The sequence below is a fragment of the Archangium primigenium genome (genome assembly GCF_016904885.1).
Taxonomy (GTDB): domain Bacteria; phylum Myxococcota; class Myxococcia; order Myxococcales; family Myxococcaceae; genus Cystobacter; species Cystobacter primigenius.
The window spans coordinates 7,438,901-7,458,389 of sequence record NZ_JADWYI010000001.1; the positions used below are offsets into that span (position 1 = coordinate 7,438,901).

The window sequence follows — 19,489 nt, forward strand, 5'->3', positions numbered from 1 at the left end:
GGGTAAGGTAGGCACCCATGGCCCGACGCGATCCGCACTCGTACAGCGATGACACCCAACCCGAGACCGAGCGCCTGAGTTGGAAGGCGCGCGTGGACTTCACCGAGCGTCGGTTGCACGCCGAGGTCACGCTCACCCTCAAGCAGGCCTCGGCCGGGCCGTTGGACCTGGACACGCGCGACCTGGAGGTGGACGCGGTGGTGGACGCGGACGGGCAGCCGCTGCACTTCCTCCTCTCGCCGCCCGAGCCCATCCTCGGCAGCCGCCTGCGGGTGGAGCTGCGCCCGGGAGTGAAACAGCTCACGGTCCGCTACCGGACATCCCCCCAGGCCAGCGCCCTGCAGTGGCTCACCCCGGCGCAGACGGCGGGAGGAAAGGCGCCCTACCTCTTCAGTCAGTGTCAGGCCATCCACGCGCGCGCCGTGGTGCCGCTGCAGGACACGCCCGGCCTGCGCATCCGCTACGACGCGGCGCTCACCGTGCCCCGGGCGCTCCGGGGCGTCATGGCCGCGGGCTTCCTCGGCCGCGAGGAGCACGGGGACGTGGCGGTGGAGCGCTACGCGATGCCCCAGCCCATTCCGCCCTACCTGCTGGCCTTCGCCGTGGGGAACCTCGAGGCCAGGGATCTCGGGCCGCGCTCGCGCGTGTGGGCGGAGCCGGAGGTGCTGGAGGCGGCCGCCCGGGAGTTCTCCGACGTGGACGCCATGCTGCGCGCGGCCGAGTCGCTCTTCGGGCCGTATGACTGGGAGCGCTTCGACCTGCTCACCATGCCGCCCTCCTTTCCCTACGGCGGCATGGAGAACCCGCGGCTCACCTTCCTCACGCCCACGCTGCTCGCCGGGGACAAGAGCCTGGTGAGCGTGGTGGCGCACGAGCTGGCGCACTCGTGGACGGGCAACCTCGTCACCAACGCCACGGCCGAGCACTTCTGGCTCAACGAGGGCTTCACCGTGTTCGCCGAGCGGCGCATCGTCGAGGCGCTGTACGGCCCGGACGTGGCCGCGCTGCACGCCACCCTGGGCCGGCGCGCGCTCGAGGCCGCGGTACAGCACTTCAAGGCGCACCCCCAGCTCACCGCCCTGCGCACCCACCTGACGGGCGTGGACCCGGACGAGGCCTTCTCCCAGGTGCCCTACGAGAAGGGCTACCTCTTCCTGCGCGCGCTGGAGGACGCCGTGGGCCGGGGCGCCTTCGACACCTTCCTGCGCGCCTACCTGGACGCCCACCGCTTCCAGGCGCTCACCACCGAGCAGTTCACCGACTTCGTGGAGCGGCACCTGCCCGGCGCGCTCGCGAAGGTGGACGCCGACGCCTACCTGCACCGCCCGGGCATCCCCGCGAGCGCGCCCGGCGCCCACTCCGAGCGGCTCGAGCGCATGACGCGGCTCAAGGGCCAGGTGCCCTCGGCCGAGGACGTGAAGGACTGGACGCCCGCGGAGTGGCAGCTCTTCATCGAGTGGATGCCGCACGACAGCTCGCGCCACACCCTGCGCCAGCTCGACGAGCGCTTCCACCTCACCCAGAGCCGCAACACCGAGGTGCTCGCCTCGTGGCTGTGCCTGGCCTTGCGCGCCGGGTGGGCGCCCGCGCTCGAGCGCGCCGAGTCCTTCCTCGGCGAGGTGGGCCGCATGAAGTACCTCAAGCCCCTGTACGGCGCGCTCGCCGCCTCGCCCGAGGGCAAGGCGCGCGCCCAGCGCCTCTTCCAGCGCTACGCCGAGCGCTACCACCCCATCGCCCAGTCGGCCGTGGAGGGCATCCTCCAGCGGGCCTGAGAAAGACAACGGGCGGGCCCCCGTGTGAGGGCCCGCCCGGAGACTTCACCCGCTCAGCGGCGGCTCAGCGCCACTGGAAGGCGCGCACGTAGTCGACTTCCATGACCTGCGGCGTGCGGGCGATGAGGTCCGCGGTGGACTGCGGCACGCCCGGGTACGGGTAGGTCGCGCCGTTGACGCCCTGCGGGTAGCCGCCACCGACCGCCAGGTTGAGGATGATGTAGAAGGGGTGGTCGTACACGTAGGCGCCGTAGCGGGTCACCTCGGACTTGAGCACCGTCTTCACGAGCTGGCCGTCGATGAACCACTTGATGTCCGCGCTGGAGTACTCGGTGCGGTAGGTGTGCCAGTTGCTGATGGGGTTGTTGACGAACTGGGCCTTGAACTGGGCGTTGATGGGCGTGTTGCCCGAGTAGCCCGGGCCGTGCAGCGCGCCCGAGGTCCAGTCGCCGTAGCCCACGTTCTCCATGATGTCGAGCTCGCCGCACGCCGGCCAGCCCTTGGAGCCGATGTCATTGCCGAGCATCCAGAAGGCCGGCCAGAGGCCCGGGCCCACGGGCAGCTTGATGCGCGCCTCGACGGCGCCGTGGCTGAACTCGCGCTTGCCCGCGCTCTCCAGACGGCCCGAGGTGTAGGGGTAGCCGTTGGTGGGCTTGTAGCGCGCGATGAGCTTGAGCGTGCCGTTGCTCACCTGGACGTTCTCGGACGAGTTCGTGTACTGCTGCTGCTCGTTGTTCACGTGCACGGTGGTGTTGGGCGCCCAGTTGGACGTGTTGACGCTGGTGCCGTCGAACTCGTCGCTCCACACCTGCACCCAGCCGCTGCCCGAGGGAGGAGGCGTGGTGCCGCCGCCCTCCGCGCCCCAGGTGAAGGACTCCCACTGGCCCGCGGTCGCGCGGTCGGCGAACAGCGGCGCCTGGGCGCCCCGGTTGGTGTCCGTCACCACGAACTTGCCGGTGCTCTTGGCCTTCAGGCCGATGGAGCCGTTGCCGAAGTCCACCCAGAGGAACTGCTCCCACTCGCCCACCGCGGTGCGGAAGCCCGTCAGCTCACCCGCGTTGTTCGGGTCCGCCGACACGTAGGCGCCCGTCTCCTGCACGCGCAGGGTGATGTAGTCCCCACCGGCGCTGCCCACCACGAACTTCTCCCAGCCCTGGGGCGCGTCGCGGTTGGCCACCAGCGGCGCGTTGCCGTTGATGTTGCGGTCCGCGGACACGATCTTCCCGTTCGTCCCGGCGCGCAGCCAGATGGTCTTGCCGATCGGCGCCACCGTGGCCCGCTGCTGGATCTCGACCGCCTCCGCGGCCGTCGCGGGAGCGGAGGGCTCGGCCGGCTGCCCACAGGCCGACGCCACCAGCATCACGCCTCCGAGCCCCAGCTTCGCCAGCCAGCGCATTCCCGCAGTCTTCCCAAGCTTCGCGTTCATGTGTGTTCCTCGTGGTGTCGTCCCAGGGCTCGGAGCCATCCCGGCCAGGCGCGCGCAAGGTGACTTATCGGAAATTCTAGGAAAACGAAATAAAACGGTCCTGTTGGGTTTTCGACAGAATCGTGGGGGCGCGCGGAGGAGGCTCCCGCTCGGCAGCCCGTCCGGCCGGGGATCGCCCGGCGAGACCCCGTGGACGAGGGGTCGGACGTCGCGCGGTTGAGAGGGTGTGCATACCGTCCCGGGCGCTCCCATCCGCCTCTCCTTCCAGCGCAAGCTGTTGCTCGCCTTCGCCGCGGTGCTGCTGCCCGTGTTGGTGCTGCTGGGCGCGGACATCGTCTCGGACGACCGCGGCACCCAGGAGACCTACCTGGAGGCGCAGAGCCTGACGGCGCACGCCGTGGCCGTGCAGGTCTCCGAGTCCTTCGACGCGGCGATCGACCTGGGCTGGGCCGTGGCCAACGATCCGCTCGTGCGCATGCTGGACGCCCGGCAGTTGGATGACCACCTGCGGCGGCTCACGCGGGGGCTGTCGCGCTTCAACTCGATCGGCGTCTACGACGCGCGCGGACTGAATCAGGGCTGGGGCGATCCGGATTCCCCCGCCGAGCCCCGGCTGCGCATCGCCGACCGGCCCTACTTCCAGCGGGTCATGGCCACCAACGCGCCGGTCATCTCCGAGGTCATCGAGCTGCGGCGCCCCCTGCGCACCGCGATGATCATCTCCGTGCCCATCCGCGATGCCCGGGAGCAGCCCATGGGCGTGGTCAACGTGGTGATGGGCACCGACCTGCTCACCCAACGCTCCCTGCCGGCCCGGACCCACACCCGGCAGGAAATCCTCCTCGTGGATCCCCACGGGCGGCTCGCCTTCCACACGGGCTACCCGTCCCTGCCCTTCTCCCGAGGCGGCGCCTTCGCGACCTTCCCCGCCGTGACCGCGGCGCTGGGGGGCCTGCCCACCCAGGTGGACCGGGCGCACGATCCCCTGGCGCCAGACACCCAGTTGCTCGGCGCCTTCGTGCCCACGCCGCGCTACCACTGGGCCGTGGGCGTGGTGGCCTCGCGCGAGTCCGCCCTGGCGCCGCTCGCGGCCCGGCTCAACACGAAGCTGGCCGCCTTCGGGGGCATCCTGTTGTTCAGCGGCCTGATGGCCGCGTCGCTCGCGCGGATCCAGGCGCGGCCCGTGCGGCAGCTCCAGGCGCTCGCCCAGGCGCTGGGCCGGGGGGAGATGGGACAGCGGGCGCGCATCCGCACCGGCGACGAGATGGAGCGACTGGGCGAGGCGTTGAACCAGATGGCCGCGCAGATCGCCCAGCGCCAGCGGGAGGTGGACGCCCTGCGCGCCGAGGCCGAGTGCCATGCCCGCCAGCTCGGCGCCATCATCGCGAGCGTGCCGGATGCCATCTTCCTGGCCAGCCCCGACGAGCGGCTGAGCGACGCCAACCCCGCGGGGCTGCGGCTGCTCGGGTTGCCGGAGCGCGCGCGGCCCGACCTGACCCTGGACGCGTTCATCCAGCGCTACGGCCTGCGCCACGCGGATGGCCGCCCCCTGGCCCGCGACGAGCTGCCCCTCTTGCGCGCCCTGCGGGGCGAGACCTTCACCGACGTGGAGATGCGGCTGCGAACGCTCTCGGGCGAGGAGCTGCTGGTGAGCGTCAACGGCGCGCCGGTGAAGGACGCCGCCGGCCGCATCATCCTGGGAGAGACCGTCCTCCACGACATCACCGAGCGCCACCGCACCGAGCGCGAGCGCATCCGGCTGCTCGAGCGCGAGCGCGCCTTCGCCCGCATGGGCCAGGCCCTCGTCCGGGAGGTGGAGTTGGAGCGCGTCGCCCAGGCGGCGAGCGAGCAGTGCCTCCTCGCCCTGGGCGCGGACGCCGTGGGCCTGTGGATGGTGGAGGGCGAGCGTCCGGGCCTCGCCTTGAAGGCCTCGCAGGGCTTCACCAAGGCCGCCCGGGAGAAGCTCCGGGAGCTCCCCCTCGAGACGTCCTCCCCCACCGCGCGCGCCATCCGGCAGGAGTCGCTCCAGGTCATCGAGGATCTCTGGTGCGAGCCGGAGCCGGCCGAGTGCCAGATCCTCGCGACGCGCGAGGGCTTCCGGGGGCTCGTGGCCATTCCGCTGCACTCGCGCGGACGGATGGTGGGGGTGCTCACCAGCCTGACCCGCGCCACCGTCACGCACTCCCCGCGCGACCTGGAGTACCACATGACCGTGGGCCAGCTCGTCGCCGTGGCGCTGGAGAAGGCCCGGCTGTTCCAGGAGGTGCGCGAGGCGCTGCGGCTGCGCGAGGAGTTCCTCTCGGCGGCGGCCCACGAGCTCAAGACGCCGGTGACGACGCTGCAGACCTGGGCGGACATCCTCACCTGGAAGGAGGAGGGCACCGAGCGCCAGCGCAAGGGCCTGGCGGCGATCGCCCGGGGGGCCCGACGCCTGGGCCGGCTGGTGGAGCACCTGTTCACGGCCACGCGGCTCGCGCCGGGCGTCGCGAAGCTGGACCGGGGGCCGGTGGACCTGCGGGCCCTCGTGTCCGAGCGGGTCAGCAGCCTCGCGCTCAGCACCGACCACCCCATCCACCTGTGCTCCAGCGAGGGCGTCCCCCTGGTGAACGCCGACCCCCAGCGGATGCGCGAGGTGATGCTCCACCTGCTGGAGAACGCCATCCGCTACTCGCCCCCCGCGCACCCCATCGAAGTGCGGCTGGAATGCGCGGAGAGTGAAGCGGTGGTGTCCGTGCACGACCAGGGCCCGGGCATTCCCCCCGAGCGACAGCCCCACGTCTTCGAGCCGCTCTACGAGCCACTGCCCTCGGGCGCCACGGGGTACGTGGGCATGGTGGGCCTGGGCCTGCACCTGAGCTCGCGCATCATCGAGGCCCATGGCGGCCGCATCTGGCTGGAGAGCGCCCCCGGCCAGGGCACCACGTTCCACTTCAGCCTGCCCCTGCAGCGGATGGAAGGTTCCCGGCACGCCAACGCCTGAGCTAGACATCCGACCCCATGTCCAGCCGACCTCCGTCCCGCGGCTACGCCTACTCGCTGCTCGCGACCCTGCTCGCCACCGTCATCCAATGGCCCACGGTGGCGTGGCTCCAGGACACCACCCGCTCCGCCCTGCCCTTGCTGGTCGCGGGGCTCCTCTCGGTGCCCTACCTCGTCCAGCTGAGAAACCCCTGGCACCCCGCCCGACCCCGCTTCGTGGCGCACCTGGCCCTGGGCTGGTGGGTGACGTGCCTGGTGTTCGACCTGCTGCTCACCCCCGCGAGCCTCGCCGTGCGCGCGGGGCTGTCCCCGCAGGTCGTCTGGGGCGTCGTGGGCGTGTTCGCGCTGGCCTCGGGGGTGAAGTCCGTGTTGGGCGAGCCGCGGCTGCGGCGGCGCGAGGTGCGCGTGGAGGGCCTGCCCCCGGCGCTGGACGGCTACCGCATCGGGCAGATCTCCGACGTGCACTGCGGCCCCGAGGTCTCCGAGCAGCGGGTGGCGCGCTGGGTGGCGCGCCTCAACGCGCTCGAGGTGGACCTGATGACGGTGACGGGAGACCTCATCACCCATGGCGCCTCTCACGTGGAGGCGGTGGCGCGCGCCCTGGGCGGCCTGCGCGCGAAGGATGGCGTCTTCGCCTGCATGGGCAACCACGACTACTTCACCGAGCCCGAGCACCTGGTGCGCGAGCTGGAGCGCCACGGACTCCAGGTGCTGCGCAACCAGGGCGTGGTGGTGGAGCGCGGCGATGCGCGGCTGTACGTGGCGGGCGTGGATGACACGTGGACGTCGCGCAACGATCTCACCCGGGCGCTCGCGCGGCGGCCAGAGGGCGTGCCCACGGTGCTGCTCGCCCATGACCCGGACCTCTTTCCCATGGCCCACGCCCGGGGCGTCGAGCTGACGCTGTCGGGACACACGCACGGGGGCCAGCTCGCCGTGCCCGGCGTGCGCCGCCTGTCCCTGGCGCGCATCCTGACGTCCTGGACCGCGGGCATGTACCGCCGCGAGCGCTCGTGGCTGTACGTGAACCTCGGCGCGGGGACGACGGGGCCGCCGGTGCGCTGGGGCGCTCCCGCGGAGCTGGTGGTGCTCACGCTGCGCCGGGCCTGACCGGATTGTCCTCCGGGACGCGGGGCGAGCTGTGCCAAGGTGGCCACGGCACCTGAGGGGAGCCGCGCACGTCGCGGCCCCGGGAGAACAGCACATGGCGGAGACGAAGAAGTACGCGGGCGGCTGTCACTGCGGCAGGTTCACGTTCGAGGTGAACACGGACCTGGACACGGCCATTTCCTGCAACTGTTCCATCTGCACCAAGCGCGGGCTGGTGCTCACCATGGTGGGTCCCGAGCAGTTCGCCCTCACGAAGGGCACGCTGGGCGAGATGACGAAGTACCAGTTCAACAAGAAGGTGGTGGACCACCTGTTCTGCCCGGACTGTGGCGTGGAGGCCTTCGGCACCGGCCAGGCGCCCAACGGGCAGACGATGTTCGCCATCAACGTGCGCTGCCTGGAGGGCGTGGACGTCACCACCCTCAAGCCCAGGCCCGTCGACGGACGCAAGTACTAGCACCGCCCGGAACGGACGGCGGCGGGCGCCTGGCGCTCCGCCGCCCACCCTGTCCCGGAGGCACCCGCGGGACTACTCGGCGACGGACACCTTCACCTCGATGTTGCCGCGCGTGGCGTTGGAGTACGGGCACACCTGGTGGGCCGCCTCCATCAGCTTCTGCGCCTCCTCGTGGGGGATGCCGGGCAGGATGCCCTGGAGCTCCACCGCGAGGCCGAAGCCGCCATCGGGCGTCTTGCCAATGGTGACGGCGGCCTTCACGCCGGCCTTCTCGTCCAGCTTCTTGCCCATCTTGCCCGCCACGAGCCGCAGCGCGCTCTCGAAGCAGGAGGAGAAGCCCGCGGCGAAGAGCTGCTCGGGGTTGGTGGCCGTCGTCTTGCCGGAGCCGCCCAGCTGCTTGGGCATCGCCAGCTCCAGGTTGTCCAGCGGGCTGTTCTCGAGCGACAGCTTGCCGTTGCGGCCGCCGTGGGTGGTGGCGGTGGTGGTGTAGAGCGGGCTGATCGTGACCGGGGCCATGGTGTTGCTCCTTCGCGGTGAGTGCTTCGGGTGTATGAGAACTACTCGGAAACCTTCGTGAACAGCCGCTGGATGGCCTCGCGCAACTTCCCGAGTTCCTCCAGCGTCAGGCCGGTACGGCGCAAAATGGCCTCGGGGATGCACTCCGCCTTGCGGCGCATCGTCCGGCCGCGCGGCGTGAGCGACACGCGCACCGAGCGCGCGTCTTCGGTGGAGCGCTCGCGGCGCACCAGCCCCAGCGTCTCCAACCGCTTGAGCAGGGGCGTGAGCGTGCCCGAGTCCAGGTACAGCTTCTCCCCCAACCCCTTCACCGTCATCCCATCCGTCTCCCACAGCACCAGCATCACCAGGTACTGCGGGTACGTCAGCCCCAGCTCCTCCAACAGCGGCGTGTAGGCCTGCACCATCGCCCGCGACGCGGCGTAGAGCGAAAAGCACAGCTGCAGGTCCAGGCGGAGGAAGTCGTCCGACGACATGGAGGATGTGTACCGCCGATTTCGATTGGACGCAATTGAATTGTGAGCAATCAATCCCGCCGTCGATCTGTCGCCAAGGTGGCAGCGTGGCGCCGGGGCACCCACGTGGCCCCCGCGCGCCCTGCTATCTCCAGGGGAATGACCAAGCCCTCCCGCCGGACCGCGTCCCGCCCTCACGTCACCTGCCACATGCTCGGCTCAGTGGACGGTCGGATCGTCCAGAAGATCTGGGCCTTGAAGGACTCGGCGCGCTACTTCGAGGAGACCGCCGAGAAGATCAAGGTCGATGCCTGGGTCGTCGGTCGCACGACGATGCAGGAGTTCTCGAGCAAGCGGCAGCGCCCGCGCACCGGCACGTTCGAGGTGCCACCCGGTGATTTCGTGGCGAAGAAGTCGAAGACCTACGCCGTGGCGATCGACCCGAGCGGCAAGTGCCGCTGGGACAGCGACATGGTCTCCACCGAGCACGTCATCGAGGTGCTGACCGAGCAGGTCCCCGCGGAGTACCTCCACCACCTGCGCTCCAAGGGCGTCTCCTACATCTTCGGAGGCAAGACCGAGCTCGATCTCGCGCTGGTGCTGCGCAAGCTCGGGGAACTCTTCGGCATGCGCCGGGTGCGCCTGGATGGCGGTGGCCACATGAATGGCACCTTCCTGAAGGCGGGCCTCGTGGATGAATTGAGCCTCGTGCTCGCGCCGCTCGCCGACGGCACCATCGGGACCCCTTCGGTGTTCGACGTGGAGGAAGGCTACGGCCGCCGCAAGGCGACGCACTTCCACCTGCGCTCCGTGCGCCGGTTCGAGAAGGACTTCCTCTGGATGCGCTACGAGGTCACCTCGTCCCGGTCCTCGTCGGCCAGCGCGAAGACCCCCCGGAAGTAACCCTCAGCGCTTGCCCGCGCCGCCCATCTGGAGCGGCCCTCCGCGCTGGACGGCGCGCTCGCCTCATCCAGACGGCCCAGGTAGATGCCGAGGAGGAAGAAGGCGACATGACGCGGCTCCTGGCGGAAACGCGCGTCGAGGCGGCGATCCTACGAGCCTGGGGGCACCGGCGTCATCCGCGTGCCTTCGAGCGCCCGGGCGGCGTAGGGCTCGCGGGACTCCCCCTGGAGTTCCTTGAGCCGGTCCACCAGCCACTGCTCGGGCGAGCCGAACCCCTTGCGCTGGAGCTGGACCGGCGAGGACTTGAACTGGGGCTGCTGGCTCACGGGATCGCGCGTGAACCACGTGTGCTGGTTGGCTCCCTGGCGCCCATGGCCGTAGTGGAAGGGAATGAAGAGTTCCCCGGGCCGCACCGTGTCCACCACCAGCGCGGGGCCCTCCCACGCGCCCTGCACCGAGGTGACCTCCACGATGTCTCCCAGTTGGATGCCCAGCCGCGCGGCGTCCTCGGGGTGCACTTCCACGTAGGCATGTGGCGCGCGCCGGTCCAGGGCCGGGGCACGTGCCGTCTTGGTCCGGGTATGCCAGTGATAGACCACCCGTCCCGTGGTGAGCGTGAACGGGTAGTCCTTCGTGGTGGGGTTGGGCATGCGCCGCCAGCGCGCGGGCTTGAGGAAGGCCTTGCCCTTCGGATCGATGCGCGAATACTCGTCCCGCGTGTGCTTGTTGCCGGTGAGGAAGTCCGCGCCGTACGACTCGCAGTCGTCGATGCCCGTCCAGAACTTCAAGTCCTCGTAGAGCCGCTCGGAGCCCTCCGGGTGCTCGGCGTTCACCGGCCAGCGCACCGCGCCCTTCTCCAGGATGAGCTCGTAGGTGAGGCCCGAGTAGTCACACGGTCGGCCCTTGGACACCCGGCGCCACTCCTCGAAGGCCTCGCGCGTGTCCCGAAAAGGCAGCAGGGGCGCGCCATCCTTGTCCTTGAAGCCGAGCCGCTGGCCCACCTCCACGAAGAGGTCGAAGTCCGTGCGCGCCTGGCCAGGAGGCTCCACGGCCTTGAGCAACAGGTTCACGGTCCGGTCCGCGTTGGTGATGCAGCCCGTCTTCTCGCCCCACATCGCCACCGGGAAGTAGATGTCGGCGATGTTCACCGTCTCCGTGTCGATGAAGGGATCCTGCACCACCAGGAACGTGCGCTGGAGGATGCGCGTGGTGCGGTTCTGGTCCGGCATGCTCACGAGCGGGTTGGTGCCGATGACCCACATGAACTCGATCTCGCCCCGCTCCGCCACCTCCATCATGGTGGTGATGTCCTTGGGGACCTCGGAGTGGAACCGCTCGAAGTCGAGGTTCCACAGGTCGCACAGCTCCTTCATGTGCTTGGAGTTGTGCGGGTTGCGGTAGGCGGGATAGGAGCCGTCCGCGCCCGCCTCCCGGTTGGACATGGCCGAGGGCTGTCCCGCCATCAGCAGCGGCCCCGCTCCCGGCTTGCCAATGGCCCCGAGCAGCAGGTGCACCGAGTTGACCAGGGAGGAGGCCGCCGTGGCCTCCACGCTCTGGTAGAAGCCTTGCAGCACGGTGGAGACCATCCTCGGCGTGGTGCCGATCCACGTCGCGGCGAGCTCCAGGTCCTCCCGCCGGATGCCGCACAGCTCCGCGACGTACTCCGGCGGGTAGTCCCGGACGGTCGTCTCCATGTCCTCGAAGCCCACCGTGTAGCGGTCCACGAACGTCCGATCGATATGGCCCTCGCGGATGAGCAGGTGGATGAGCCCGTTCATCAGCGCGACGTTCGTGCCCAGCTTGATCTGCAGATGCAGGTCCGCGCCCTGCCGCACGGTGGGACTCTTGCGCGGATCGACGACGAGGATGCGGCCCTGGTTCTTCCGCCGGGCCGCGAGCATCCGCTCCCAGAGCACCGTCTGGGTCTCCGCCACGTTGTGCCCATACAGACAGAGCAGCTCGGCCTGATCGATGTCCACGTAGGAGGCGACCGGCCCATCCGCGCCGAAGTTCGCCATGAGGCCCGTCGCGGACGTCGCCGTGCACAGCCGCGTGTTGCCGTCGATGTTCGAGGACTGGAGGCCCCCTCGCCACAGCTTGCTCAGGGCGTAGTACTCCTCCAGCATGAGCTGGCCCGAGTTGTAGCAGGCGAGGTTCTCGTGCCCCTTGTCCCAGGCCTCCTGGAACTTCTGGATGAAGAAGTCCATGGCCTCCTTCCAGGAGACGGGCTCGAGCGGCGCGCCCTTCTCCCGGCGGATGTGCGGCTGGGTCCCCCGGCGCGGATGGTTGTTGGCCATCCAGCCGTGCTCGCCCTTGGGGCCCAGGTGCCCGAAGTTCACCGGGTGGCGGGCGCTGCCGCGCACCCCGACGATCTTCTCGTCCTTCACCGCGATGTCCAGGCCACAGCCGTTCGAACACAGGAGGCAAGCGGAGTGAACCCACCGGTCGGGTTCGCCTTCAATGCCCAGGTTCTCGTCGACGCGCGGTTCCATCTCGCCCCCATGAAATCGTCTGGGGGCGTTCTTCCAGAACCCGCACGCGCCGGGCAATCGGACCGCGGGGTGAGCGACGGCTCACCGACACTCCACGGACGGATGTCAGGGGCTCCCGGACGTCGTGAAGAGCTCGAGGCCCCGCGCGAGCCGCGTCTTCACGGCCTCGGGAACGGCATAGGCCCGCGCGTCGAGGGCGCCGCGCGCGTACAGCTCCTTCGCGCCGTCCGGGCTCCCGGGGATGGGCGCGCCCAGGAGCACCGTCTGCGGCGGAGCGGCCTCCCGGAAGATCTCGATGAGCACCGAGGGTGAGCGCGCGTCCAACTGGGCCTCGGTCGGCGCGCCCTCGAGGACCCGCGTCGCGCGCAGCGCGCCGAGCCACGCGAGCAGGGCCTCGGTCTGGGCGGCATCGAGCACGAAGCCCTCGGGCGGTGGTCGCGGCTCGATCAACACCCACTGCTCACCCTCGCGGGCGACGTGGACCGTGGTCGTGTCCGTGCGCACCTTGAACCGGGTGACCTTGGACTGGACGAAGCGCACCAGGCGCAGCTCGTCGGCCGGAGCCGGAGCGGCGCTCGCCGGGGCTTCCACCGGGGCCACCGCGGGCATGGGCGCCTCCGCCGTCTCACTGCCCCCCCGGAGGGCCAGGAACGCCACGAGCAGCAGGGCGAGGACGCCCAGGACGACGATCATTCGCTTGTTCATCGCCGTCGAGCTTGCCCCGACGAGGGGTGCAATCCAACATCACTCTTCGTGAGCGACTCCTCTTCCTCCCCTTCCTGGGCCTGGCCCGGACACCTGCATACGCTCGGACCCTTCGAGGTGCCGGGCTTCCCCTCCCGAAAAGCCTCCGTCTACGTGCCAGGCGGAGACCCGACGCCGCTGCACGAGCGGCCGGTGCTCTACCTCTTCGATGGCCAGAACTGCTGGACGGACTGGGGCAGCTACTCGGGCGGCTGGTACGCGCACGAGGCCGTCCAGGCGCTCGTGGGGGATGGGGCCTTCCGCGCGCCCGTCGTGGTGGGGCTCGAGCACGGAGGCGAGCGGCGCATCGACGAGCTGTCCGCGTGGGAGATGGGGCCCGGCCGGGGCGGCGGCGCGGAGCCTTTCTTCGAGTGGGTGGTGCACCACTTCATGCCGCACGTGCAGCACACCCTGGGGCTCGCGAGCGGGCCGCTGCACACCGTGATGGGCGGCTCGTCCATGGGCGGCCTCGCGGCGCTCTGGTCGCACTACCGCTACCCGCATGCCATTGGCGGCGCCCTCTGCATGTCGTCCGCCTTCGGCGTGGGCGGCAAGGCGCTCTTCCCCTTCGTGGAGTCGCGCGCCAAGCCGGCCATCAGCCGCGTGTACATCGACTGCGGAGGTCAGGAGGGCGGAGGCCGCATGCTCGCGACCTCCGAGGAGATGGTGCACCTGCTCGCCAGGAAGGGCTACCCGGAGGGCGGCCTGCTGTGGCGCCCGGACCCAGGGGCCGGGCACAACGAGCAGGCCTGGAGGCGCCGGTTGCCCGACGCCCTGCGCTTCATGTTCCGGCGCTGAGCCGCGCGGCTCAGGCGGGGATGAGGTCCTTGTCGTGGCGGGCCCAGTGCCGGTGCTGGGCGATGGCCTCGATGAACTTCTCGTTGAAGTCCGCGCCATCCACCACCACGCCCAGGGCCGGCGTGGACAGGCCGCCCGCCTTGAGCAGCTCGGCGGCGTCCTTGGTCACCCCGATGGGCTTGCAGTGGCGGTAGGCCTCCTGCACGAAGTGCAGCGAGTCGCCGTCCTTCTTGAGCACGGACACGCTCGCGGCGCCTCCGGGCACGAAGACGGCGTCGTACTCGAACGAGCCCGTGGTGAGGGCGCTCTTGTCGACCTTGACCGACTGGCCGTCCGAGCCCTTCACCATGCCCAGGCGCCGGGAGATGAGCACCAGCTCGCCGCCGGCCTTCTCGATGGCCGCCTTGGTGCTCTGGAGATCCGCGGCGTCGAAGCCGTCACCAATGAGCACGCCGATGCGCCGCGTCTTGATGGAGTCCTTCTTCTGGTTCTCCATGCTCAGGGCGGGCGACTTGTCGATCTTCGGCACGCCGAGGCTCTCGGCCACCTTCTCCAGCTTGCCCTTGACCGCGGTCGCCGTGGGCACGCTGAGCCCCAGGCCCTCGGCCACCTCGGTGGCGAGCTCCGAGTCGATGTGCACGAGCACCGCGTCGATGACGCGCTTGCGCACCTCCTCGCGCTCCACCTTGCCCAGCTCGAACTGGAGCGCCTGGATGATGTGCTCGCGCTCGGGCTTGGACATGCTGCGGAAGAACAGGCCCGCCTGGCTGAAATGGTCCTGGAAGCTCTCGGCGCGCTTGCGGATCTTCTCGCCCGTCACCTTCTGCGGGAAGTGCCGGTAGCCGCCCTGCTCCTGCGAGGCGAGGAAGGGGCAGCCGCCACCGAGCGAGTTGGGGAAGTAGTTGACCTGCCCCACCGGGATGGAGTGCCGCTGGAAGCCGTCCTGCTGGAAGTTGTGGACCGGCGCCACCGGGCGGTTGATGGGGATCTGGTTGAAGTTCGGCCCGCCCAGGCGCGTGAGCTGGGTGTCCAGGTAGGAGAAGTTGCGCGCGTGCAGCAGCGGATCATCCGTGAAGTCGATGCCCGGCACGACGTTGGCGGTGCAGAAGGCCACCTGCTCGGTCTCGGCGAAGTAGTTCGTCGGGTTGCGGTTGAGCACCAGCTTGCCCACCCGGCGCACGGGGACGAGCTCCTCGGGGATGAGCTTGGTGGAGTCCAACAGCTCGATGCCCAGCTTCTCCGCGTCCTCCTCCTCGATGATCTGCAGGCCGAGCTCCCACTCGGGGAAGTTGCCCTTCTCGATGGACTCGTAGAGGTCGCGGCGGTGGTAGTCCGGGTCCTTGCCCGCGAGCTTCTGGCTCTCGTCCCACACGAGCGAGTGCACGCCGAGCAGCGGCTTCCAGTGGAACTTCACGAAGCGCGACTTGCCCTGGGCGTTGATGAGCCGGAAGGTGTGGACGCCGAAGCCCTCCATCATGCGGTAGCTGCGCGGGATGGCGCGGTCGGACATGATCCACATGATCATGTGGGCCGACTCCGGCACGAGCGACACGAAGTCCCAGAAGGAGTTGTGCGCGGTGGCGGCCTGGGGAATCTCGTGGTGCGGCTCGGGCTTGGCCGCGTGGACGACGTCCGGGAACTTGATGCCGTCCTGGATGAAGAAGACGGGGATGTTGTTGCCCACCAGATCCCAGTTGCCCTCCTCCGTGTAGAACTTCACCGCGAAGCCGCGCACGTCACGCGCCGTGTCCGCCGAGCCGCGTGAGCCCGCCACGGTGGAGAAGCGCACGAAGACGGGCGTCTTCTTGGAGGGGTCCTGGAAGACCTTGGCGCGGGAGAACTCGGACAGCGACTCGTACATCTGGAAATAGCCATGCGCCGCGGCGCCCCGCGCGTGCACCACGCGCTCGGGAATGCGCTCGTGGTCGAAGCGCATGATCTTCTCGCGCAGGTGGAAGTCCTCGAGCAGCGTGGGCCCGCGCGCGCCCACCTTCAGCGAGTTGTCCGTGTCCTCGATGGGGACACCCGTGTCCGTCGTCAGGCGCTGGCCACTCGGGTCCGAGCGCTCCTTCTCCAGGGCCACGTCCTTGCTGCGCTCATTGATGCTCACCGTCTCCGGGGTCTTCTGGCTCAAAGCGCTTCCTCCTAGGGGTCCCCCGGGATAGGCACGGTGCGCGCGGGAGACGAGCACTTCGATGCAGGGCGCCCCCCCCATCTGCCCGTTGGCCAACGGTGCCGGGTGGAACGTGTCCGCTGGAAGGCATGAGGGCGAACGGGCGGACAGGCGCTCCCCGGCCCACGGGAAGGAGGCGAGCGCGCCGCCTCGCTAGACTCCCGCCCTTCATGCCCTGGTCCCCCACCCGACTGCTGCTCCTCGCCGCGCTCTGCCTTCCCTTCGCGGCCGAGGCCTTTTCCGTGACGAACCACGAGTCGCTGACCCGGGCGGCCCTCGACGCGGCGCTCACCGACGAGGGCACGGCGTCGCTCGCGGCCCACCGCGAGGCGTTGGTGTCGGGCAGCCGCAAGGAGGACCTGAACCTGCACGTGAAGTGGACCGGGTGGAACCACTTCTTCCGGCCGGGAACGTCGCTCGACACGTCCATTCGCAAGGACTCCTCGGCGCGCGTGCGGGCGCTGTGGCGGGAGGTGGAGGAGGCCGCGAGCCACGGCGACCTGGCGCGGGCGTATGGCCGCGTGGGGCACCTGGTGCACCACATCCAGGACATGGCCGTGCCCATGCACGTGGTGCCGGTGATGCACGACCTCTCGGACCACTTCGAGCAGCGGCGCATCGGCCCCCAGGCCCTGGCGGCGCCCTCGGCGCGCCAGCTCGAGCCGATGTCCGGGGAGGAGGCGCAGGTGTCGCTCGCGCTGGAGACGCTGCTGGTGGTGCGCTCGGGCGTCCTGGAGGTGGAGGGTGGCACCCTGCCCTGGAGCGCGTTCTGGGCGGAGCCCACCGGCACCACGCCGGGCACGTTCGGCCACTACGGCGCGGCGGGCAACGCCTTCGGCCTGACCGAGGTCTCCTGGGAGGGGCGCACGTGGACGGTGAGCGCCGACACCTACGAGGCGTTCGTGACGGCGCGGGCCCGGGCGGCCCTGGACTACTCGCGCGCCTTCCTCGTCTGGGCGGCGCGGCGCATCTCCGCCCTGGACCAGGCCCGCGCGCCCGTGTCCCAGGCCGCCTGGACGCCTCCGCCCGCGCTCTCGCTGGAGGTGATGGGGGGCGCGGCCACGTCCGGCCGGGGCCTGGCGCCCGTGGCGGGCGCGCGGGCGCTGATTCCCCTGCCGTGGGCGATGGGGCTGTCCGCCAGCTATGCCCGGACCCTGGGGGGCCCGCTCCAGGCGGACGTGGGCGGCTCGTGGACCGTGGCGCTGCGCTCGCCGCCCCTGTGGACGGCACGGCTGGGGTACGCCAAGGGCCTGGACCTGCGCGCCACGGCCGGCGCGGGTCTGTCCTCGGTGGACGGCGCGCTGCACCCGGAACTGCCCGTGGGCTTGCGGCTGCACTCGCAGTGGGGCCAGCGCCTGTCGGTGAGCCTGGAGGCCCAGTACCGGGCCTTCGCGCCCACGGCCGCGCCCTGGGCCCAAGGTGTCACCTTCCTGTTGGGCACGGGCTTCACCTGGGGTGATAACTGAGCCCCCTTCCCTGGAGCCGACCCATGCCCCGTCCCCGCCCCGCCGTCCGTCTTCTGTCCTCGCTCGCGCTCACCGCGGGTCTGCTCGTGGGCCCCCTCGGCTGCGACGGCGATCAGGGCCCACCGGGCGCTCCGGGCGCTCCTGGTGGCGCGGGCCCCGAGGGACCGGCGGGCACGCCCCCCGGACCGGTGCGGCTCCTGGACGACAAGGTGGGCCGCTGGCTGCCGGACAACCGCACCCGGCTCAACACGCTGCTGAGCACCCGGGGCATCGCCAGCGCCGCCTTCAACCCCCGTGACCGGCCCGTCGCCGTGTTCGACTGGGACAACACGGTGGTGAAGAACGACATGGGCGACGCGACCCTGTTCTGGATGCTCACGCACGACCAGGTGCTTCAGCCCGAGGGCCGGGACTGGGCCCGCACCAGCACCCATCTGACCGCCGACGCGCGCGCGGCCCTCAACCGCGCCTGTGACAGCCTCGCCGCGCCGGGTGAGCCCCTGCCCACGAGCACCCAGGCGCCTTGCGCGGACGAGATCGTCAGCATCTACACCGGCAACAAGACGCGCGCGGGCCAGGCCGCCTGGGACCAGGCCGTCACCCTGACGATGAACACGGCCTATGCCTGGGCGGCCCAGTTGCAGGCGGGCCACACGCCGGAGGCGCTGCGCGGCTTCGCCCGGGCCGCCTACGCGCAGAACGCCTTCAACCCCGTGGGGACGACGCAGACGGTGGGCACCACGTCCGGGCTCGCCTTCCACGTGAAGGTGTACGACGAGATGGTGGACCTCATCGAGACGATGCAGGCCAATGGCTTCGACGTGTGGGTGCTCACCGCCTCGCCCCAGTTCGTCGTGGACGCCCTCTCCGAGCAGCTCGTGGGCATCAAACCCCAGCGCGTGGTGGGCATCCGCACCGTCGCGGACGCGACCGGTCGCGTCACCGCGCGGCTCCAGGGCTGCGGCACCGTGGCCGATGGCGCCGACACGCTCATCACCTATGACCAGGGCAAGCGCTGCTGGATCAACAAGGCCATCTTCCACCTGCCGGCCGGGCAGCAGCAGGCGCGCGCCGCGGACGAGACCCGGCGGCCGGTGTTCGCCGCGGGCGACTCGGACACGGACCTGGCGTTCGTCCAGGATGCCACCGCGCTCAAGCTCGCCATCAACCGCAACCGCGTGCAGCTCATGTGCAACGCCTACGCGAACGCCGGGGGCCGCTGGCTCGTGCAGCCCATGTTCGTCGGGCCCCGCGGTCAGCAGGCCTCGCCCTATGCCTGCACCACCGCCCTGGACGCGGCGGGCCAGCCCATCACCGACGAGGCCGGCCAGCGCTTCACCCAGGACTACGCGGACAGTGTCTTCGCGCTGCCGTGAGCGCGTCCGCTCACGTCTTGAAGACGGGGTGCTGATCCAGCCAGGACACGAAGAGCGCGTCGGCGAACGTCTTGCCGGCGACGCTCAACCCGTGCGAGGCCTCACCCGACACGCGCAGGCCTCCGCCCGGCACGTAGGTGATGACGAGCTCGCCCCCCTCGGGCACGTCCTTGAGCGAGCCGAGCAGGCGATCCAACTCCTGGCGCATGGCCCCGCCCCGCAGCGCCGGGTTGGAGGCCAGTCCCTCCTCGAAGGCATCCACGAGCTGCGCGCGGCTCACCTTGCGCAGGAAGCGGAACTGCAACCGTTTGACGCAGTTGGCGGAGATGGCCTCCGACTTCGCCCGGGGCTTCTGCTCCAGGTACAGCGACCAGACGTAGACCTTGAAGAAGAATTTCTCCTCCAGGTCCATGTGCGCCAGGGACAGGCTGCGCCCCTCCAGCGACAGCGAATCCGGCATCCTCACGCCGGCCATCTCTCGCGCCTGGGCCGGCGCCGCCCACAACATGAGCGCCATCGCCAGTCCCCCGACCCCCGCCCCCCACCCGTTCCGCGCCATCCCACCCCTCCCGTCACCTCGACCGGTATCCGCCAGGGTGTGCACGCTCGCGCCGCATGGCCACTGGTGCCGTTGAATTGTGGACGAAAGCCTGCCCTCGCGGAGCCCTCCGGCCTGGGAGCCCTTTGCCCTGCCCGACGGCCAGGAAAAGAACCCCTTGTTCCCCAGGCAGCCCAGGTGGAAAACAACGGCCTCGGGCTCCGTTCTTCCTTCTCTTGGAAGGAGGGGGTAGCAGTTTCATGGCAGACACTCCTCTCGACCCC

General features: G+C 70.4%; 15 protein-coding genes. 8 read left to right on the forward strand and 7 right to left on the reverse strand.

Going from position 1 to position 19,489, the window contains the following annotated elements; genetic code table 11:
• Nucleotides 1-17: 17 nt before the first annotated feature.
• Nucleotides 18-1,772, forward strand: a complete 1,755-nt coding sequence (locus I3V78_RS30570) for a M1 family metallopeptidase (protein ID WP_204492948.1) — start codon at nucleotides 18-20, stop codon at nucleotides 1,770-1,772.
• A 64-nt stretch (nucleotides 1,773-1,836) separates the two neighbouring features.
• Here the strand turns inward: I3V78_RS30570 and I3V78_RS30575 are convergent, their stop codons facing one another.
• Nucleotides 1,837-3,198 carry a glycoside hydrolase family 16 protein gene (locus I3V78_RS30575; RefSeq protein ID WP_204492950.1) on the reverse strand — a complete coding sequence of 454 codons (1,362 nt, stop codon included), beginning with the start codon at nucleotides 3,196-3,198 and terminating at the stop codon, nucleotides 1,837-1,839.
• A 226-nt stretch (nucleotides 3,199-3,424) separates the two neighbouring features.
• On the opposite strand from I3V78_RS30575, the gene I3V78_RS30580 reads away from it, so the two are divergent.
• The 3 genes from I3V78_RS30580 to I3V78_RS30590 all read left to right on the forward strand — a co-directional run bounded on the left by I3V78_RS30580 (nucleotide 3,425) and on the right by I3V78_RS30590 (nucleotide 7,744).
• Nucleotides 3,425-6,178 carry an ATP-binding protein gene (locus tag I3V78_RS30580; RefSeq protein ID WP_204492952.1) on the forward strand — a complete coding sequence of 918 codons (2,754 nt, stop codon included), beginning with the start codon at nucleotides 3,425-3,427 and terminating at the stop codon, nucleotides 6,176-6,178.
• 17 nt (nucleotides 6,179-6,195) lie between these two features.
• On the forward strand, nucleotides 6,196-7,287 hold the full coding sequence (locus I3V78_RS30585) for a metallophosphoesterase (protein ID WP_204492954.1): 1,092 nt from the start codon (nucleotides 6,196-6,198) through the stop codon (nucleotides 7,285-7,287).
• A gap of 94 nt (nucleotides 7,288-7,381) precedes the next feature.
• Nucleotides 7,382-7,744 carry a GFA family protein gene (locus I3V78_RS30590; RefSeq protein ID WP_204492956.1) on the forward strand — a complete coding sequence of 121 codons (363 nt, stop codon included), beginning with the start codon at nucleotides 7,382-7,384 and terminating at the stop codon, nucleotides 7,742-7,744.
• 72 nt (nucleotides 7,745-7,816) lie between these two features.
• On the opposite strand, the gene I3V78_RS30595 is transcribed toward I3V78_RS30590, so the two are convergent.
• Together I3V78_RS30595 and I3V78_RS30600 are read right to left on the reverse strand one after the other, a co-directional pair.
• A complete protein-coding gene (locus tag I3V78_RS30595) occupies nucleotides 7,817-8,260 on the reverse strand; it encodes an organic hydroperoxide resistance protein (protein ID WP_204492958.1) in 444 nt (147 codons plus the stop codon).
• A gap of 41 nt (nucleotides 8,261-8,301) precedes the next feature.
• A complete protein-coding gene (locus I3V78_RS30600) occupies nucleotides 8,302-8,736 on the reverse strand; it encodes a MarR family winged helix-turn-helix transcriptional regulator (RefSeq protein WP_204492960.1) in 435 nt (144 codons plus the stop codon).
• Nucleotides 8,737-8,874: 138 nt separating this feature from the next.
• On the opposite strand from I3V78_RS30600, the gene I3V78_RS30605 reads away from it, so the two are divergent.
• A complete protein-coding gene (locus I3V78_RS30605) occupies nucleotides 8,875-9,618 on the forward strand; it encodes a RibD family protein (protein WP_204492962.1) in 744 nt (247 codons plus the stop codon).
• A 149-nt stretch (nucleotides 9,619-9,767) separates the two neighbouring features.
• On the opposite strand, the gene I3V78_RS30610 is transcribed toward I3V78_RS30605, so the two are convergent.
• Both I3V78_RS30610 and I3V78_RS30615 read right to left on the reverse strand, forming a co-directional pair.
• Nucleotides 9,768-12,110, reverse strand: a complete 2,343-nt coding sequence (locus tag I3V78_RS30610) for a molybdopterin oxidoreductase family protein (protein ID WP_204492964.1) — start codon at nucleotides 12,108-12,110, stop codon at nucleotides 9,768-9,770.
• 105 nt (nucleotides 12,111-12,215) lie between these two features.
• A complete protein-coding gene (locus I3V78_RS30615; protein ID WP_204492966.1) occupies nucleotides 12,216-12,815 on the reverse strand; it encodes a hypothetical protein in 600 nt (199 codons plus the stop codon).
• Between the two features lie 48 nt (nucleotides 12,816-12,863).
• Between I3V78_RS30615 and I3V78_RS30620 the strand changes: the two genes are divergently transcribed.
• Nucleotides 12,864-13,652 (forward strand): alpha/beta hydrolase-fold protein, encoded by a 789-nt coding sequence (locus tag I3V78_RS30620; RefSeq protein ID WP_204492968.1) that lies wholly within the window; start codon nucleotides 12,864-12,866, stop codon nucleotides 13,650-13,652.
• 10 nt (nucleotides 13,653-13,662) lie between these two features.
• On the opposite strand, the gene I3V78_RS30625 is transcribed toward I3V78_RS30620, so the two are convergent.
• On the reverse strand, nucleotides 13,663-15,786 hold the full coding sequence (locus I3V78_RS30625) for a catalase (RefSeq protein WP_239576778.1): 2,124 nt from the start codon (nucleotides 15,784-15,786) through the stop codon (nucleotides 13,663-13,665).
• Between the two features lie 209 nt (nucleotides 15,787-15,995).
• On the opposite strand from I3V78_RS30625, the gene I3V78_RS30630 reads away from it, so the two are divergent.
• Both I3V78_RS30630 and I3V78_RS30635 read left to right on the forward strand, forming a co-directional pair.
• A complete protein-coding gene (locus tag I3V78_RS30630) occupies nucleotides 15,996-17,291 on the forward strand; it encodes a phospholipase C/P1 nuclease family protein (RefSeq protein ID WP_204492973.1) in 1,296 nt (431 codons plus the stop codon).
• A 23-nt stretch (nucleotides 17,292-17,314) separates the two neighbouring features.
• Nucleotides 17,315-18,667 (forward strand): haloacid dehalogenase-like hydrolase, encoded by a 1,353-nt coding sequence (locus I3V78_RS30635; RefSeq protein WP_239576780.1) that lies wholly within the window; start codon nucleotides 17,315-17,317, stop codon nucleotides 18,665-18,667.
• A 10-nt stretch (nucleotides 18,668-18,677) separates the two neighbouring features.
• Here I3V78_RS30635 and I3V78_RS30640 read toward each other — a convergent pair whose 3' ends face one another.
• Nucleotides 18,678-19,226 carry a chalcone isomerase family protein gene (locus I3V78_RS30640; RefSeq protein ID WP_204492975.1) on the reverse strand — a complete coding sequence of 183 codons (549 nt, stop codon included), beginning with the start codon at nucleotides 19,224-19,226 and terminating at the stop codon, nucleotides 18,678-18,680.
• Nucleotides 19,227-19,489: the final 263 nt, after the last annotated feature.